Here is an 18,238-nt window from a genome sequence, read left to right on the forward strand (position 1 = left end):
GTTTATGCCCCCTGTCCTGCTGCACGGGCGCGCAGCATAGCGGCGGGTGCAACCTCTTCCAGAGTCTTGCCACGACGCGCGGCAACCTCTTCTGGTCGAACAAGCTGCTTCAGGCCGTCGACGGTAGCGTGCACAACGTTGATGGCGTTGTCAGTACCCAGGGACTTCGCGAGGATGTCCTGAACACCTGCGCACTCCAGAACTGGACGTGCAGCGCCACCAGCGATAACACCGGTACCTGGGGCAGCTGGCTTCATCATCACAACGCCAGCGGCGGTTTCGCCCTGGACTGGGTGAGTGATGGTGCCGTTGATCATTGGGACGCGGAAGAAGTTCTTGCGAGCCTCTTCAGCACCCTTCTGGATTGCAGCGGGAACTTCCTTGGCCTTGCCGTAGCCGACACCGACCATGCCCTGACCGTCGCCCACGATGACGAGAGCGGTGAAGCTGAAGCGACGACCACCCTTCACAACCTTGGACACACGGTTGATGGTTACGACGCGCTCGATGTACTGGTTGCGCTCGTCCTGCTGCTGGTTGTTGCGACGATCGTTGCGGTTACCGCGCTCGTTACGATCGTTGCGGTTGTTATCGGCGGAGCGTCCGCCGTTACGTTCACGTTCCGACATCACGCGTTCCTTCCGTTGATGGTGTTGATGGTGATCATTAGAACTTCAGACCACCTTCGCGAGCTGCGTCAGCCAGAGCGGCGACGCGGCCGTGGTACTTGTAGCCAGCGCGGTCGAAAACAACGTTCTCGATGCCTGCGGCCTTAGCACGCTCGGCAATCAGCTGGCCAACCTTAGCTCCGCGAGCTTTCTTGTCGCCCTCCAGTGCGCGCACGTCGGCTTCCAAGGTGGAAGCGGCTGCCAGGGTGTGACCGGCGACATCGTCGATCAGCTGGGCGTGCATGTGACGGGAGGAACGGTGCACGACGAGACGTGGGGTCTCGGCGGTACCGGCCAAGTTCTTGCGGATACGGAAGTGACGACGTGCACGTGCGGTGCGACGGCGGGTGGAGATGTCCTTGCCCACCGGAAGTCGGTTTTCTGCCTTGTTGGATGCAGTATTGCTCATTACTTACCCGTCTTTCCGACCTTGCGACGGACCTGCTCACCTTCGTAGCGGATGCCCTTACCCTTGTATGGGTCATCCTTCCGCAGACGGCGGATGTTGGCGGCGATCTGTCCAACCTGCTGCTTGTCGATACCAGTGATGGAGAACTTGGTGTTTCCATCCACCGCGAAGGTGATGCCTTCCGGTGCTTCAATCAACACAGGGTGAGAGTAACCCAGAGCGAACTCCAGGTTCTTACCTTTAGCCTGAACACGGTAACCAACACCGAAGATCTCCATCTTGATGGTGTAACCCTCGGTCACGCCGATAACAGCGTTGTTGATCAGGGAACGGGACAGGCCGTGCAGGGAACGGTTCTTGCGGTGGTCATCTGGACGAGAAACAACGAGGTTGCTCTCCTCCTGAGCCACGGAAATTGGAGCCGGAATGTCGACGGTCAGGGTGCCCTTAGGGCCCTTAGCCTCGACAGTCTGGCCGTTGATGCTGATGGTGACGCCAGAGGGTACCGCCACCGGTGCCTTACCGACACGAGACATTGGCTAACCTCCTCTTACCAGACGTAGGCGAGAACTTCTCCGCCTACACCCTTGTTGGACGCCTCACGATCAGTCAGCAGCCCCTGGGACGTGGAGATGATAGCCACGCCCAGGCCGCCGAGGACCTTTGGCAAGTTGTTGGACTTTGCGTAAACGCGCAGACCCGGCTTGGAAACACGGCGTACGCCAGCGATGGAACGCTCGCGGGATGGGCCGTACTTCAGCTGCAGGGTCAAGGACTTGCCAACCTTCTCGTCAGCGACGGTGTAGTCAGCAATGTAACCTTCCTGCTTCAAGATCTCGGCGATGTTGGCCTTGATCTTGGAGGAAGGCATAGAGACAGAATCGTGGAATGCGTTGGAAGCATTCCGCACGCGGGACAGCATGTCCGCGATTGGATCAGTCATGGTCATAAGACGGTGACCTGTGCCTTTCTCGTTGCGGTTCCCGAACTCACCGGGTGCGTGTACCGCGCGATTGGGGGCCACTAGCGCTCCCCACGCTCAATAACCTGGGGTGCTCGCTGCCACATTTTCCGCACGGCCGCTTGTCGGCAAGGGGCCTACAACAAAGTGGATTAACATGTTTCAGGGAAAATTCCGCGCTACCAAAAGGGCGCAGAAGTCCAAGGGGAGACAGTACAGCACGCTGGCGTTTTCTCCAAAACGCTGCACTTTTAATTGACCTGTGACGCCCCTCTGGCCATTGTCCCGTCCCGTCGCCATCCACCCCTTTCCGCCGCACATTGGCTGTGGCGTGGCATGGGGCTCAGGTTCTTTTTATCTCGACGCCAACTAGGACGTTCCCAGCACAACTTCGTTGATTTCCGCAGCCACGGTCTTCGGAGCTTCCCAAATCGGGGTATGCCCCGCGTTCGGTTCATCCACTACCCGAATGCCCGGTTGGCCGCGCCACGTGATGAATTCTGTGAAGGCCAAACGCCCATCTTGCTGACCCACAATCGCCGTCGTTGGGATGCCATGTTTTCCGTGCACTTCCCTGAGGCGATCCACCATAGGCGACTGCTTCAAATAGCGATCGATCGCCCCAGTTGCCGCCAAGAAGTCTGGGAGCGAGGTGTTGAGCAGATCGCGCACAAACTGCGGCGGAACTCCGTGATTGGGAGCAAAAGCTGTAGCTAGGTTCTTTTCAGCCATGGCGGGGGTCATCAACTTCCAGATGAGGTTGCCGATTACGGGCTTAGTTAGGACCACTTCGGCAGCCGAGCGGGCAGAAACCCGCGCGGTAGTGGTTGGGGTGGCGTTTACCAGCACGAGGTGCTCCACCAGTTCGGGCGCAATCTCCGCCACGGCCGTGGCCACCAAGCCGCCACGAGAGTGCCCAACTAGGACCGCTTTACGCCCGGCGCGCTGCACTTCCTCACGAATGGTTGGAATTACCGAGCGCGCATCGCTTTCTATCGTTCGCGGATCACCAAGTGCCAGCGCCACCGTGTTCACGCGGGGATCCAGTTGTTCCTTCAAACGGTCGAAGGCGGCAGGGCTGCCGCCAAGGCCGTGGAGCATCACCACAGGGGCAGTACTCCCGCCCGCAGCCGTTCCTGGCGCAAAACTGTTTCCGCCCCTAGCCAGTTGCATCCCGTCCAATTGCATCCCGTCCAATTGCACCCCATTTGCTACACCGGTAGCTTCCCCAGCCGCCGGGGTCACCGGGGCCGCCGGAGCCGCCGGGGCCGCCGCGCCCGGCGGCAACGCACCGTCCGCTGGGCCCGTCAACAATGGCACCACTTCGTGATCCTTCTGCGAGATTCGCCGTGTGCGCAAAATATACTCCAGGGTGGACCCCGGCCAAATGTTGCTATTGTGCCCCGTCTGGTCCAAGTACCACGAGTCACAGCCACCGGACGTCCACACCGTCCCATTGGTCAACCGGCCCACGAGGTGATCGAAGTTGCGCTGGGCGCGGGGCGTCGGTGCGATAGAGGCCTTCACCGGCACAGAGCCAGAGTTCACCGTGCGGGAAGAAGCTAGTTCCACGGCCTGGCGAATATACCTGGCCTGCGCCTCAAACATGAGGATGACCGAGGTGTGCCCCAATCCAATGTTCGGTCCGTGCAGAAGGTAGCAATTGGGGTAGCCCGCAACGGACGTACCCAGGTAGGCGCGCGGGCTCGGACCCCACTTCTCGGCGAGGGAGAGTCCGGAGGCGTCGCGGACCTTATCCGTCAGGGGCAGGCCGTCGGTCTTGAAGCCGGTTGCGAAAATCACCACGTCAACGGGGTGTTCCTTACCGTCCTGATCGACCACCCCGTGTGCGGTCAGGGCCTTCACCCCGCCGCAGACCACCGTCGTGTTCTCCGCATTCACCGCGGGGTAATAAGTGTTGGACAGCAATATTCGCTTACAACCGATCCGGTAACTCGGAGTAAGCTTTCGACGTTTATCAGGATCCGTCACCTGCGATTCCAGGTGGCGCAGCGCGTGCTTTTGGGTGGGGCCCATCAGCACGGGGTGGCGGAAGCCCAACACAGTGACCTCGCGCTGTAGGTAGATCTTCCAGCGGCGCAACCGGTTCAGAATAGGCAGCTTACGCAATCGCTGCTGCTCCGCAGCGCTAATAGGCCGATCGTGGCGCGGCATCACCCAGGCCGGGGTGCGCTGGAACAGTGTGAGGCTTTCCACCTCCGGTTGGATCGCTGGGACAATCTGGATTGCCGATGCCCCGGTCCCCACTACGGCTACTCGCTTACCGCGCAGGTCAACATCGTGATTCCATTCGGCGCTGTGGAAGTATTCGCCCTGGAATTCATCCAGCCCAGGCAACCGCGGAATCACCGGTTGCGCCAGCGCGCCCGTTGCCACCACGAGGTGATCCGCTTCTATGGATGTGGTGTGGGCCGGTGTGGTTGCTGTTACTTCTGGATTCGCTGCCTGCGCCGCCGCGGCCGCTGTTACTTCCATCCGCCAACTGGCACGCTCGGGTTGCCACTGCGCGGCGATCACCTCCGTATTACAGCGCACGTGTGGCCGCAGCCCCTCCTTGTCCACTACACCCTGCAAGTACTCCCAAATCTGCCCCTGACGTGCGAACATATCCTCCCATTCGGCGCTAACATTGTGGGAGAAGGAATACAGGTAGCTCTGCACATCACAGGCCGCACCTGGATAGTCGTTATCTCGCCACACTCCACCGATGTCCCCGGCCTTTTCATAGATGGTGAAATTGTGGAACCCCGCTCGTTTGAGCTCAATGGCCGTAGCCAACCCCCCGAAGCCACTGCCGATGATGGCGATGCTGGTGTTCTTATTCATGCGCTACCTCACCCTAGTTTTAAAGATAAAAATACATTTCAATTACAGGCTAGGGAGCTGGCCCGCGTTGAGAGGCAGAATGCTTAAAATACTTTTCATGCGCGCTCAGCCCACCACCCCACGTCGCGATGGTTCCACACGTCGCAGGTCGGCTGTACTGCTTATTCTCCTTCTGGTCATCGCGCTACTCAGTGCTGCTTCACTGGCTTTTGGCACGAGGGCGGTGCCTCTTTCTACTCTTCCCGACGCCCTCCTGCACCCCTCCCCCGATAATCCCTGGGACCAGCGCATCATTTCTGAGTTGCGCTTACCCCGAACGGTGCTCGCTCTCGTCGTGGGGGCAGCCTTGGGAGTGGCGGGCGCGTTGGTGCAGGGCCATACCCGCAACCCGCTCGCCGATCCCGGATTGCTGGGTGTCAATGCCGGCGCTGCTTTAGCGGTTGTCATTGGGTTCACATGGCTGGGTGCCACGACGGTGCTGGCTACGAGCGTCCTAGCCCTCATCGGCGCGTTGGTGGCGACCGTGCTCGTTTTCGCAGTGGCCCAGGTAGTGGGCAATCGCTCCGATCCGCTGACGTTGGTGCTGACCGGGGCTGCCTTGACCGCGGTGGTGAGTTCCGCCACCACCGCCATCGTGTTTTCCAGCAGCAACAACCTGGATCGCATGCGTATGTGGACGGTGGGGTCCCTGATTGGCCGCGATGGGTCTTTCGTCTCAGCTATCACTCCGGCGCTGCTGGTCGTGATCCTGTTAGCGCTATGTAGCGCGCCGCAGTTGAATTCCCTAGCGCTGGGGGAAGACGTGGCGGAGAGTCTTGGTATCAGCGTGACCTTTGCTCGTGCGTCGGGCATTGGGCTCATCGCGATTCTGGCGGGTATCTCCACCGCCGCAGCCGGGCCCATCGGGTTTGTAGGGTTGTTGGTTCCACCCGTGATGCGCAGCACGATCGGGCCGGATTACCGCTGGCTTTTACCATCATCTGCTCTGGCCGGGGCCATATTGTTACTGGCGTCGGACATCGTGGGGCGCCTTATTGCCCACCCGGGCGAGATTCAGGTGGGAATCGTTTTGGCTTTCGTGGGCGCGCCCGTTTTCATCGCCATGATGGCCAGAAGGCGACTGGTGCGCCCGTGAGTTCATCCCGCAGCAGTTCCTTGCACGACCAATCGCCGGCATTGGGGTCACAACCCCGATTCGCTGCTATCCAACGGCGGGGGCTACTGCGCTCGCGGCTGCTGCCGCAGACGCTCGGAATCCTCGTTTTCATTCTGCTGGCGTTGAGCGTAGCAATCGGTGAATACACCCTCAGCCTTCCGCGCGTGTGCGCGATTCTCCTAGGCGATCGCTCCTCCCGCTTCGAGGCCACCGTGGTATTGAGCTGGCGCATGCCCCGCGCGATCACCGGCCTGGCCGTGGGTGCCACCCTGGGATTATCGGGCGCGATCACGCAATCCCTCACCAGAAACGGCCTGGCCAGCCCAGATATTTTAGGCGTGACCGCCGGGGCTTCAGCCGCCGCGGTCACCGTCATCATCGTGGGTCCCACTACGGGCGTGCTGGGGTGGCTCTCGGGTGCGGGAATCCCCGTCGTAGCATTCTGCGGCGCCACCGCGTCCGCAGCTGTCGTATGGTTCTTGTCATTTCGAGGTGGGCGCCCCGACCCCGCCCGGTTGGTCGTCATCGGCATTTTGCTCACGGCGATGCTGGGCGCGTACATCAATTTCCTCATGGTGCGCGCCAAACTGTTGGATGCCGCCGCCGCGCAATTCTGGCTGACCGGATCCCTGACGAACTCCACGTGGGCCCGCGCATGGCCCGCTGTCATCGTGGCCTTCGTCGCCATCCCGGTCGCATGGTGGTTGGCGTTCCAGTTTCGTGCATTGTTATTGGGCACCGAGCTAGCCCAGAGCCTGGGCCAACGGGCGCGCGTCACCCAGTTGGTCGCTTTGGGCGTCGCTATAATCCTTGCAGCCGTAGCCGTTGCGGCGGCGGGGCCGATAGGGTTCGTGGCGTTCGCAGCTCCTCATGTGGCGCGATTGTTGGCGGGCACGCCCGCCCCGCCACTGGTCACGAGCATGCTGACTGGCGCCGTATTGTTACTCGCGGCGGACCTTTTCGTGCGCACAGTCACGCCCACCGACATTCCCGTTGGTCTCATCACCAGTTCCGGCGGGGGTCTATTCCTCATGTTCCTGCTCATACAACGGCGGCGAAAGGAGGTCTTGGCATGAGCGCCCTATCCGTGGCGATGCTGGCCCCTTCACGCACGTACTCGGTTACATGTAGGGAAGTGAGTGTGCTGTGACATCTTTACCCGTGGCGATGCTGGCCCCTTCACGCACGTACTCGGTTACATGTAGTGAAGTGAGTGTGCTGTGAATGTTACTTCTGGGCCGACGCCCCCTCTATCCACCCACGAACTCTCCGTAGGCTATGGCCATGCCGGGTTGGTGTTGCAAGACATCAACGTGCAGATTCCAGCCGGGAAAACCACGGCCATCGTCGGGGCAAACGGCTGCGGAAAGTCCACGCTGTTGAAGACCCTCGCGGGGTTGATCAAACCTACAGGTGGCTGCGTACAGCTGAGTGGGACATCGATCTCACGGTACTCACGCCGGCAGGTCGCCCAAACATTGGCCTACCTGCCGCAATCTGCTGTCGTCCCTGATGGGGTAACGGTACGAGACCTTGTGGCCAGGGGTCGGCACCCCCACCAGTCGTGGCTGCGTCAGTGGTCTCCGACTGACGACGCAGTGGTAGAGCGCGCCATGCAACACGCGGGATGCGCGAGCTTGGCGGACCGGTTGGTGGCGAAGCTTTCCGGTGGTCAGCGACAACGCGCGTGGCTGGGGTTCGTCCTCGCACAGGGTGCGCAGACTTTGCTGTTGGACGAACCGACAACATTTTTGGACCTTCCCGCCGCGCTTGAGGTGCTAAGGACGGTGAAGATGCTGACGGGCGCAGGGCAGGGTACTTTTCCTGATAGTCCGGTCCTCGGTGGCGATCCCACGGAGGCGTCCGCTACGGCCCGGACCGTTGTCATGGTGCTGCACGATATCAACCTAGCGGCGCGGTTTGCTGACCACATGATCTGCCTTGGCAGCCACGTGCATTCCCCAGCTTCCCGCATCATCGCTGAAGGGGCGCCTGCACAGATCATCACCCCGGAGCTGTTGAATGATGTCTTTGGGCTGCGGGCCCGCGTGATTCCCGATCCTGTTACCGGTGGCCCACTGGTCGTTCCGGAGGAATAGGCAAATCTCCGCCTACGCCGCTCCTGCGCCGGCTCCCCTTCGCCGCACCTGGATACAGAAATACCCGCCACCTACCGACATGTTGTCGGCGGACGGCGGGTTTTCAATCCGGCGGGTTTACACCGGAGCCCAAAAGCTTCCGTGACTAATTAGTCGTTGGAGCCCTGGGTCTTGAATGGGAAGCCCAGCTCACGCAGCAGTGCGCGGCCTTCGTCGTCGTTCGAAGCGGTCGTAACAACCGTGATGTTCATACCACGTGGACGATCGATCTTATCCACGTCGATTTCGTAGAACATGGTCTGCTCAGACAGACCGAAGGTGTAGTTACCGTGGCCGTCGAACTGGCGATCGGACAGACCGCGGAAGTCGCGAATACGTGGCAGAGCAACGGTCAGCAGGCGATCCAAGAATTCCCACATACGGTCGCCACGCAGGGTAACGCGTGCACCGATTGGCATGCCTTCACGCAGCTTGAAGTTAGCGATGGCCTTCTTCGCGGTACGGATCTGTGGCTTCTGACCGGTGATGAGGGTCAGGTCATTGATGGCACCGTTGATCAGCTTGGAATCACGAGCAGCGTCGCCGACACCCATGTTGACCACAATCTTGGTCACACCGGGGATCTGCATAACGTTGTCGTAGTTGAACTCGGTGTTCAGCTTCTCGCGAATGTCCTCACGGTAGCGAGTCTTCAGGCGTGGGGTGTAGTTTTCGCTCATCGTTAGATGTCCTTCCCGTTGCGCTTGGAGACGCGGATCTTCTTGCCGTTTTCGTCGAAACGGTAGCCGATACGGGTCGGATTACCATCGGAATCCACAACCATCACGTTGGATACGTGGATTGGGGCTTCCTGGGTGACAATGCCGCCGGATTCTGCGCCGCGCTCTGGAGCAGAGTTTGCAACGTGCTTCTTAATGGGATTTACGCCCTCAACGAGGACCTTGTCCTGCTTCGGGAAAGCCTGGATGACCTTGCCCGTAGCGCCCTTGTCTGGGCCCGAGATAACCAGTACGGTATCGCCCTTACGGATCTTCATTTAGAGCACCTCCGGAGCGAGAGAAATGATCTTCATGAACTTCTTGTCACGAAGTTCACGAGCCACTGGGCCGAAGATACGGGTACCACGTGGATCGTTGTCGTTTGCCTTGATGATGACAGCTGCGTTCTCGTCGAATGCAATGTAGGAACCATCTGGACGACGAGTTTCCTTCTTGGCGCGAACGATGACGGCCTTGACGATGTCGCCCGACTTTACGGTGCCACCTGGGGTAGCTTCCTTTACCGTGGCAACAACGATGTCACCGATACCAGCGGAGCGCCGAACAGAGCCTCCGAGCACGCGGATGACCAGGATTTCCCGGGCACCGGTGTTATCGGCAACTCGCAGGCGCGATTCTTGCTGAATCACTATGAGTCTCCTTGTTTGACCTAGTTAAGTTTCACGTGCGTGGGATTACCGACCCTCGCGCACACGGTCCGTTGACCTGCAATTCCATCTACCCAGCGCACCTCAGTAAGAACACGTAAGCTGAAGCAGACGGTGGGAGCGCTCATTGAATTAACGGCGGTTCCACGCAGGCAACTTGGTAATTATTCCATGCCCTGGGGTGGCCTTCCAAATCCGGCATTCACCACCACATGGCCACACCGCAGCAGGACAACACAGCGGCAGGACAACACACCAGCTTGGCGACAACGCAGTGACTCGGCGACAACGCGGTGGCTTGACGACACAGAGAAAGACACTCTCCAGCTGATGCAGCTGCGAGGCGCGCGGCACAACACCGGAGCGGTCGAGCCGCACGATCTGCTAGCGGGCCACCTTCTCGGATTCGCAATTCCGATGAATATATATATGACTTATGTCACACTTTTGCCAGATTGTCTTACAATTTGCTTTTTTACCCGCTAGATTAAAACACGTCCGAGGCACTACCCCGCTTCGAACAACATGAAGCACATAGTGCTGGCATAGCCACTCTCTCGCGAACCCAATGATTAGGCTACGCCAGCATTCACATCAAGATCGATCTTCATCGCTTCGATGTCGACACCCCTCCCGAAAGGATCACCATGGCTACTAAGAAGAACCTGGTTGCAGTTGCTGCAGCCACCGCTCTGGCACTGACCGCTACCCCTACCGCTTTCGCAGCAGACGCTGCTGAGGCCCCAGCTACCACCTCTTCTTCCGCTTCCTCCTCTTCCCAGGATGACGCAGCTACCACCGAAGAGGGCGCAACCGGCTCCTCCAACACCGAGGCACCTGCAGGTTCCTCCGAAGAGCAGAAGGCTGAGCTGAAGGGCTCCTCCGACAAGTTCTTCGGCTGGGACGAGAACACCAGTGGCCTGGATAAGTTCAAGACCATCTTCAACACGATCGTGAGCATCGTCAAGACCATCTTGGGCATCCCTTCCCTGGGTTCCTCCAACTAATTTAAGGTTATTAGCTCACGCTGAGGAGCTAACTACTTTTGTTGAACACCAAACCGCCGTCGCAGGTTCGCAGCCCGCGCCGGCGGTTTTGCTTTCTTCCCATACGCCAGCACCACACCCACTCCCCCTTTTTTTCTCGACGCCACCCCGCACCCCACCCCACAACGCTCCGATGGGGCGCTCAAGATCCCCGAGAACGCAATCGGAGTATGAATCCCCTCCAGTAGGTCGGGAACGTTATTGACGGTTCCCCCAACCTACCCCACCACCGAATGGCACGCGGTAGCTCAACGGCAGACGCTGAAGACTTCGGTCAACGACCGGATTTTTAGTGTCCTATCATTATCTCGCCCCGATTACTCCTACTTAGTTTTTAGTGAATGTTAATTGAATTAGAAGCATGATCTTCGTCACTGGGGGTGTGATCTGTTGATAATCGTGCTAGATTATCTTTCGTACCTAGGCCGTGGATGACTAAACGCCACGTGCCACCACGTTTCATTCACTTCAGAGGATTAATATGAAGAAGACTCTCCTGGCTCTGGCCACCGCTTCCACCGTTGCACTCGCAGGCACCTCCGTTGCCGTAGCTGAAGAAGAGAATACAACCCCCGGATCCGTGTCTGCCGCTCTTTCCAGCAAGGAGGACAAGGCTCCAAACACCGAGGCTCCAAACACCGAGAGCTCCGACACCTCCAGCTCTGACGAGTTGTTCGGCTGGGATGAGACCGTTAAGCCCATGGAAAAGCTCAAGCAAATCGCGGAAGCGTTCGGCATCATCGTAACTGTCGTTGGTGGAATCGCCACGCTGGTCGCTAGCTTCCAGAAGATCGCAGATTCCTTCAAGAAGTAAGCACTTCTGCGACCCACATCGTGGCCCCAGCACTCTTTAAAGCGCTGACACCCGAAACTCGCTAGGCACACATGCTGCTCTAGCGAGTTTTTCATATTTCTAAGCTCTCACCTCAGGGTTAAACGACCAATTAGGGGTTTTATCGTTGAACCCTCACTTCATTCCAACGAAGGGTTTCATTCCAGGGTAGGTAAGGGTAAGCTAACCATCGCTATGAATGTTGCCACACCGCAGGTCAGCAAACTGACCGTCTCCCCCACCCGGCGGAACGCCTTCACCGACCACCAGCTGGTCGATCCCCCGCAAGCCGCGGGGCATGAGCTGTTCCGAGCCACCATTCACGAGATCACGTCTCCATCACACCGGTTGCGCCGCATCACGCTCCACTCCCCCTCCTTCGCGACGTATCAACTCTCCGGTCCTGACGAGTTCTTCGGCCTCCTCATGCCACAACCCGGCACCCCGCTACACCTCCCACAGCAAACTAAAGGCGAAAACCTTCGCGCCGCAGTGGCCGAGATGCCCGCAGAGATCCGGCCCAACCTGCGTTGGTACACAGTACGGCAGTTCGATCCCCTGAACTGCACACTGACCTTCGACATCGTGACGCACGGTGTCACCCTGGAAGACCTCGAGGTCGGGCACGACATTGGCCCTGGGCTGCGCTGGTGCCTGACAGCCCAGGTGGGTTCAGAAGTTGGACTATGGACCGCGCACGGACTGTGGCATCGCGCTGCTCCGGCGCAGACTCTTATCGCCGACCCCTCAGCGCTGCCATCACTGCGTGCGATCTTGGAATACACCCAGACCTTTGCCCCGAAACAGCTGCGCGACATGCACGTTATCGCAGTTGCTGAAACCGCCGAAGATATTGAGCCACATCTGCTTTCGGAATGGCAGGAAAAACTAGGGAGCGTGGAACTGCTGTTTTGCCCGGTCGCCGAGTTCACCTCGCAGACCGTGCGGTTACTGCAGCGCATCGATGCCGTCGAGCATCCCGCTCGGTTCTCCCAGTACGTCTGGGTTGCCGGTGAGGGTGACCTATGCAAGAACGTCCGCCGCCACTGTGTTTACACATGGAAGCTTGAGACCTCCGCCGTGCAGTGGTGCCCATACTGGTTCCTAGGGAAAGCGCGACCTTAGCGACCAACCACCCCCTGCATTGGGGGTGTTTTTATAACTAAATCATCCAAGCAACCGCCACATAACCGCAGGACACAGCCCCCTATAGGGATTCTTAGGATACCCTCGCCTTTCTTTTATATTAGGTAAGCCTACCCTTGCTACGCTGCGGGACATGCTCAATTCAACTCACGAGTCAACCCACGTCGGGTCACCCCAAGAAGGCCCACCGGCCGACCCCGGGCATCCCCGTGGCACAGTCCCCGAACGCATCAGCTTCACCGATGACCTCGTCGGAATGTCACCCACGCGCCTTGGCGACGTGCTCGCTGCAGCCTCACACGTAGCCACGGACTACCTCACCGAGGAACACGGTCCCTGCAGTGCCACCCCGGTGGGGCAACTCGAGGCCGCAGTCCGCAACATTGACCTCGCAAACCCGCTCGGCTCCTTCCGCGCAAGCATCGCGGAACTGCGCACACTCTGGCTCGACCACGCAGTCTGGTACCACCACCCGCGCTACATCGCCCACCTCAACTGCCCCATTTCTTCAACTGCTGTGGCCGGGGAAACGATCGCCAGCGCAGTCAATACAGCGGTGGAGTCGTGGGATCAGGCCTCATCCGCGGCGCTCATTGAGCAGAAAATCGTCCACTGGTTGTGTGAAAGCCTCCGCTGGCAGGTCACGGGCATCCACGGAGTGTTCACCTCCGGTGGAACTCAATCGAATCTCCAAGCACTGCTCACAGCCCGTAACAAGGCGCTGGCAGCCCACGGGTATGACACGCTTTCCCGCCTGTGCATCCTGCACACGGCCGACACGCACTATTCAGTGGCCAGGGCAGCCAACATCCTGGGGCTTCACCCCACCACCGGATCACGAGTGGTGGGCACAGATACCCACCATCGGATGTCACCCGCTGCACTAGAAGAAGCCATCGCTGAGTGTTCCCGCGACGGCTTAGTTCCCATGGCGGTGGTTGCCACCGCCGGCACAACGGACCTCGGTGCCATCGACCCTCTTGATGACCTCGCCAGCATCACCCGTAAACATTCCCTGCACCTGCATGTGGATGCCGCGTACGGGGGTGCCATGCTGGTCTCCCCCACTCAAAGGCACCGCCTGAAGGGAATCGAATCTGCCGATAGCATCACCGTGGATTTCCACAAGACCTACTTCCAACCCGTGGCGTGTTCTGCCATGTTGCTGCGCACCCCGGAGGACTTCCGCCACATTTCGTGGCACGCGGACTACCTCAATCCGCAGGGCTCCGGCGAGCTCAACCTCGCCGACTTCTCCCTGCAGACAACCCGCCGCTTTGATGCGCTGAAGCTCTGGCTTACCTTGCGCACACACGGAGCCGAAGCGATCGGCACTGCCTTCGACACGTGCTGCAAGATCACCCGAGACTCAGCCGCACTGATCGAGAACAACCCCCACCTCGAACTACTGGAACACCCGCAGCTCACCACGCTCGTTTTCCGTCCGACACACCCCGATGCCCCCTCCCCGCAACACATCAAGCGAGTGCTGCACAACCGAGGAGAAGCCGTCATTGCCACCACGGTCATAGACGGCGACAGCTGGTTGAAGTTCACCATCTTGGACCCAACTCTTTCCACCAACGACATCCAGCTCATCCTCGACCTCATCGTGGGTTGCGCCACCTCGGCTGCTGCCAACCCAACCGCTGGCACCCCAGCTGTCGACAACTCAACAATGGAGGCTCCAACTCATGCCTAATTCCCTTCCCCAAACGCAGTCTGTATCCCAACCGCAGTCTGTATCCCAACCACAACCTGCCACCCAGCCAGAGCCCAAGCCTCAACCACAGCCTGCATCCCACGCACAGCCCAAGCCTCAACCACAGCCCACATCGCAGCCAGAACCTGCATCCCAACCCGACCCTCGCCCATCCCATCCCGCACCCCAGCAGGTGGATGTCCTCGCAATCGGCGCGGGCCCTTTCAATCTGGGCTTCGCGGCCCTCGCCCAGCCCCTCGTGGAGTCCGGGGAGCTCAGCCTCGCCGTGTTCGATAAGCGGGACGGATTCTGCTGGCACCCAGGCATGATGCTGCCCACGGCAACCATCCAAGTGCCGTTCATGGCCGACCTCGTCACGATGGCCGATCCCACCAGCCCGTATAGCTTCTTGAATTACTGCAAGCAGCAGGGCCGTATACACCACTTCTTCATTAAGGAAGATTTCTATCCTCTCCGCGCGGAGTATTCTGACTACTGCGCGTGGGTCGCCAGGCAGCTGGGCACCCTGCACTGGAAACACTGCGTAGATCACGTGGATCAACTAGCAGATGGCACCTTCACCGTCACCTATTCTCACCCCGGCGGTACGGGCCAGATTCACGCGCGGCACCTCGTGATCGGTGTGGGCACGGAACCGTTCGTACCCGACGATCTCGCCGCCGCACTCAACGCACCTAACGTCCTGCACTCCGCAGATTATCTGCATCGCAAGCAGCAGGTTCTTTCGGCCAACTCCATCACCATCATCGGCTCCGGCCAATCCGCTGCGGAAATCTACTTGGACCTTATCGAGGAGCGAGCCGAACAGGGCAAGCGCCTAGACTGGTTCACCCGCTCCCCGCGCTTCTTCCCCATGGAATACACCAAGCTCACCCTGGAAATGACCAGCCCGGATTACGCCCGTTACTTCCACGCACTACCGGAGGCCACCCGCGATCGTACGAATCGCGAACAACGCAGCCTCTATAAGGGCATCTCGGGTGACACGGTCAACGAGATCTACGACACTCTCTATCGCCTCTCCCGCACGGGCAACCTGCCCTCGACTCTGCGCGCGGGATGCGCGGTGGCGTGGGCTCCCGGCGCGGAACCTACGGACGGGTCCACCGGGGTTCATCGGCTGCGAGTAGAACACACGGAGTCCGGCTCCACCGGGGTACACGCTTCCGATGCTCTCATTCTGGCCACCGGATACCGCGCTCCCACAATTCCCCCTTTCCTCTCCTCTGTGCACGGCTCACTCAATGTCGATGCAGCTGGTCGTTGTGCGGTGGGCACTGATTTTTCTATTAACGACGCCGGCACGGTTCACGTACAGAACGCGGAAGAACACACTCACTCGTTGATTTCTCCGGACCTCGGCATGGGCCCGTGGCGTAACTCGATCATCTTGGCCAGCATCACCGGTCGTGAGGTTTATCCGATAGAAAAGGACATTGCGTTTCAAACGTTCGGAGGTGAGGGCCTGTGATGCGGGGAATCCTCACACCTCACGGTCGCATTACGATCACGCCTGTGCGGATACCGCGTGATGTGGCGCTGTTGCACAGCTGGCTTACATCACCACACGCTGCTTACTGGGGTTCGCTGAATGCGAATGTTGACGAGGTAGGACGGGAGTACCGGCGCATCGCAGACGCAGCACACGAGGCAGCATGGTTGCTGCACCTCAATGACGAACCCGTGGCGCTGGTTGAGACGTATGATCCCGCCGAGGTCGTTGTGAATGATGTTCCGGGTGTTGGCCATGCGGCCGGAGACATGGGTATGCACATTCTCGTGGCGCCGCCAGGCACAGAGCCCCGCCCCGGTTTCACGAACTCGATCTTTGCAGCAACGATGCGTTGGTTATTCGATGAGCGCGGTGCTCAACGGGTTGTGGTTGAACCGGATGCGGGCAACCACAAGATCCTGGCCAAAAATGCCCTGGCTGGTTTTGTGGACATCCCTGGGTTAGAACGCACGCCGTTGACCCTCGGGGGCGAGGAAAAGATTGCCCGCATTCAGCACTGCCACGCTCTGCGATTTCGGGCGTCGGAACTGGCCAGTCATGCAGTGACCGAGCGCGCAGTGGCGGCGACGCCCGCCGAGCACCTCACCTCCGCAGCCATGGAGGAAGCCAACCGCCAGCTCCTCGCCAAGGCCATCCGCGAGTTTGTCCACGAGCGCCTGCTCACCGCCACCTGCATGGACAGTACGTCGGACGATCCCGGTGCGCCAACCCATGAGGTCCGATTCGGCTCCCGTGTGATTGCATTCCGTGCCACCCCGCACCGGTTGGAGCACCTCAGTATCGATCCATCCAGCCTCCGCTGCGCGGATTCCTCCGCCCTTCCGATGCTGCCCGACCTTCTGGCCGAGGCCAGCGAGGAACTGCGCATCGCCCCGGAGTTCTTACATACTTACCTCGAAGAAGTGCAGGCCACCTTGGCCGCCCGCGGCCGGGTGTTGCACCGTGAACGCCCCACGGCCCGCCAGCTCAGTGGCCGTGATCTTCCGGAGCACATGAACCCGCAGACCCAAGCCGACCATCTGCAGTTCGTGGAAGCATCCATGGTGGACGGGCACCCCAGTTTCATCGCCAACTCCGGCCGAGGCGGAATGAGCGAGGGCGATCTCAACTCCTGGGCCCCGGAGCTCTCAACCGCGGGGCCTCTGGTGTGGCTGGCGGCCCACAAGTCCTCCTGTGTCCACGCTCTCAGCCACGACCTACCCCAGGAAGACTGGCGGTTCTGGGAGCAACAGTTGGGCGCTAACATGTGGGAACGCTTCCGCACCACAGTGGGAAAGGCGGGCGGCGACCCCGCGGACTACCTACCGATCCCCATCCACCCGTGGCAATGGAATCACCGCATGACCACAACCTTTGCCAGCGATATCGCCAGCGGAAGGCTTCTCTTTGTGGGCACCAGCGATGATCTCTACCGCCCGCAGCAGTCCCTGCGCACGTTCTTTAATCACTCCCGCCCCTTGCAGCCCTATGTGAAAACTGCGGTTGCGGTGCGGAACATGGGTTTCCTGCGTGGCCTGTCCTCCACCTACATGGAATCCACACCGGCGATCAATGACTGGCTGCAACACACGATCGGCACCAGTTCCGAGTTTGTGGACCACGGCGTGCTGCTGCTCCGCGAAATCGCCACCGTGGGATACGTGGCCGACGTCTACCACCGCAGTCAACCCCTAACGGGTTCGAAGCCCAGCGAGCACATGAAGATGGCGGCGGGGTTGTGGCGCGAATCGCCCATCGGTTCATTGGAATCGACGGAGCTGGCTGTCACATTGGCATCGGTCCTTCACGTCGACGCGGAAGGAAATACCCTCGTCGGCGAATGGATCCACCAAGCGGGCACGGACGCCCGCACGTGGCTGCGCCACCTACTCGATGTCTATCTCTGGCCGGCCATTCACGCCCTAGCCAGCCACAATATTGTGTTCATGCCCCACGGGGAGAACATCATTCTCCGTCTGCGACAGGGCCTGCCGGTGGGGTCATTCTTCAAGGACCTCGGCGAAGAAGTGGCGGTGGTGCATCGGGAACAAGACTTGCCCGACGAGATCTCCCGGATCCAGGCCGACCACGGTGATATCGATGACGCACAACGCGCCCTCTCGATCCACACGGACATCCTCGATGGCGTGCTGCGCCACCTCGCCGCCCTCATGGCGGACCACAACTTACTGACGGACGCCGAGTTCTGGGAAGCCGTGCGTACCTGTGTTGAAGACTACGAGACCAGTCACCCGGGTACTCTCGATCGGCTGCCCCTGCTCAGCGAGACATTCCGCCACTCTTGCCTAAACCGACTGCAGTTGCGCAATCCCCTGACAATGGTGGATCTGGGCGACCAAAACTCTTCACTGATCTACGCGGGAGATATAGCAAACCCCCTGTCCGAGTAGCGGGGCACAACCCGCTACCGGC

General features: G+C 59.9%; 17 protein-coding genes. 9 read left to right on the plus strand and 8 right to left on the minus strand.

From position 1 onward, the window contains the following. Positions 1–2 precede the first annotated feature (2 nt). The 5 genes from rpsE to CAURIC_RS09300 all read right to left on the minus strand — a co-directional run bounded on the left by rpsE (position 3) and on the right by CAURIC_RS09300 (position 4,885). Positions 3–629 (minus strand): 30S ribosomal protein S5, encoded by a 627-nt coding sequence (rpsE, locus tag CAURIC_RS09280; protein ID WP_290182604.1) that lies wholly within the window; start codon positions 627–629, stop codon positions 3–5. A gap of 37 nt (positions 630–666) precedes the next feature. Next, positions 667–1,077, minus strand: a complete 411-nt coding sequence (gene rplR, locus CAURIC_RS09285; RefSeq protein ID WP_035113632.1) for a 50S ribosomal protein L18 — start codon at positions 1,075–1,077, stop codon at positions 667–669. Continuing rightward, on the minus strand, positions 1,077–1,613 hold the full coding sequence (rplF, locus tag CAURIC_RS09290; RefSeq protein ID WP_035113631.1) for a 50S ribosomal protein L6: 537 nt from the start codon (positions 1,611–1,613) through the stop codon (positions 1,077–1,079). The genes rplR and rplF overlap by 1 nt, the downstream gene beginning before the upstream one ends. A gap of 14 nt (positions 1,614–1,627) precedes the next feature. Then, positions 1,628–2,026 (minus strand): 30S ribosomal protein S8, encoded by a 399-nt coding sequence (gene rpsH, locus CAURIC_RS09295; protein ID WP_035113926.1) that lies wholly within the window; start codon positions 2,024–2,026, stop codon positions 1,628–1,630. Between the two features lie 381 nt (positions 2,027–2,407). Continuing rightward, positions 2,408–4,885: an alpha/beta fold hydrolase gene (locus CAURIC_RS09300; protein WP_290182608.1), complete on the minus strand. Its 2,478-nt coding sequence runs from the start codon at positions 4,883–4,885 to the stop codon at positions 2,408–2,410. Positions 4,886–4,982: 97 nt separating this feature from the next. Here CAURIC_RS09300 and CAURIC_RS09305 point away from each other — a divergent pair, with 97 nt between their 5' ends. The 3 genes from CAURIC_RS09305 (at position 4,983) to CAURIC_RS09315 (ending at position 8,140) form a co-directional block, all read left to right on the plus strand. Then, a complete protein-coding gene (locus CAURIC_RS09305) occupies positions 4,983–6,020 on the plus strand; it encodes a FecCD family ABC transporter permease (protein WP_052094940.1) in 1,038 nt (345 codons plus the stop codon). Further along, on the plus strand, positions 6,017–7,117 hold the full coding sequence (locus tag CAURIC_RS09310) for a FecCD family ABC transporter permease (RefSeq protein WP_216593962.1): 1,101 nt from the start codon (positions 6,017–6,019) through the stop codon (positions 7,115–7,117). The genes CAURIC_RS09305 and CAURIC_RS09310 overlap by 4 nt, the downstream gene beginning before the upstream one ends. A 144-nt stretch (positions 7,118–7,261) precedes the next feature. Further along, positions 7,262–8,140: an ABC transporter ATP-binding protein gene (locus CAURIC_RS09315; protein ID WP_290182614.1), complete on the plus strand. Its 879-nt coding sequence runs from the start codon at positions 7,262–7,264 to the stop codon at positions 8,138–8,140. A 149-nt stretch (positions 8,141–8,289) separates the two neighbouring features. On the opposite strand, the gene rplE is transcribed toward CAURIC_RS09315, so the two are convergent. Genes rplE through rplN form a run of 3 tightly spaced genes read right to left on the minus strand, consistent with a single transcriptional unit; the run spans position 8,290 to position 9,548 of the window. Further along, positions 8,290–8,859 carry a 50S ribosomal protein L5 gene (gene rplE, locus CAURIC_RS09320; RefSeq protein ID WP_035113629.1) on the minus strand — a complete coding sequence of 190 codons (570 nt, stop codon included), beginning with the start codon at positions 8,857–8,859 and terminating at the stop codon, positions 8,290–8,292. Between the two features lie 2 nt (positions 8,860–8,861). Further along, positions 8,862–9,176 (minus strand): 50S ribosomal protein L24, encoded by a 315-nt coding sequence (gene rplX / locus CAURIC_RS09325; RefSeq protein ID WP_035113628.1) that lies wholly within the window; start codon positions 9,174–9,176, stop codon positions 8,862–8,864. Next, complete coding sequence (gene rplN / locus CAURIC_RS09330; protein WP_035113627.1) at positions 9,177–9,548, minus strand: 50S ribosomal protein L14; 372 nt, start codon at positions 9,546–9,548, stop codon at positions 9,177–9,179. A 665-nt stretch (positions 9,549–10,213) separates the two neighbouring features. Here rplN and CAURIC_RS09335 point away from each other — a divergent pair. The 6 genes from CAURIC_RS09335 (at position 10,214) to CAURIC_RS09360 (ending at position 18,216) form a co-directional block, all read left to right on the plus strand. Continuing rightward, on the plus strand, positions 10,214–10,573 hold the full coding sequence (locus CAURIC_RS09335) for a hypothetical protein (protein WP_035113626.1): 360 nt from the start codon (positions 10,214–10,216) through the stop codon (positions 10,571–10,573). A gap of 520 nt (positions 10,574–11,093) precedes the next feature. Next, the gene (locus CAURIC_RS09340; protein ID WP_052094939.1) at positions 11,094–11,426 is read left to right on the plus strand and encodes a hypothetical protein; all 333 of its coding nucleotides are present in this window, start codon (positions 11,094–11,096) and stop codon (positions 11,424–11,426) included. Positions 11,427–11,639: 213 nt separating this feature from the next. Continuing rightward, positions 11,640–12,569 carry a siderophore-interacting protein gene (locus CAURIC_RS09345; protein WP_172644055.1) on the plus strand — a complete coding sequence of 310 codons (930 nt, stop codon included), beginning with the start codon at positions 11,640–11,642 and terminating at the stop codon, positions 12,567–12,569. A 154-nt stretch (positions 12,570–12,723) separates the two neighbouring features. Then, a complete protein-coding gene (locus CAURIC_RS09350) occupies positions 12,724–14,292 on the plus strand; it encodes a pyridoxal phosphate-dependent decarboxylase family protein (RefSeq protein WP_290182619.1) in 1,569 nt (522 codons plus the stop codon). After that, positions 14,285–15,784 (plus strand): SidA/IucD/PvdA family monooxygenase, encoded by a 1,500-nt coding sequence (locus CAURIC_RS09355; RefSeq protein WP_290182621.1) that lies wholly within the window; start codon positions 14,285–14,287, stop codon positions 15,782–15,784. Before CAURIC_RS09350 ends, CAURIC_RS09355 begins: the two co-directional genes overlap by 8 nt. Then, a complete protein-coding gene (locus tag CAURIC_RS09360; RefSeq protein WP_035113624.1) occupies positions 15,784–18,216 on the plus strand; it encodes a GNAT family N-acetyltransferase in 2,433 nt (810 codons plus the stop codon). Before CAURIC_RS09355 ends, CAURIC_RS09360 begins: the two co-directional genes overlap by 1 nt. The last annotated feature ends 22 nt before the right edge of the window (positions 18,217–18,238 follow it).

The sequence above is a fragment of the Corynebacterium auriscanis genome (genome assembly GCF_030408435.1).
Classification (GTDB): Bacteria; Actinomycetota; Actinomycetes; order Mycobacteriales; family Mycobacteriaceae; genus Corynebacterium; species Corynebacterium auriscanis.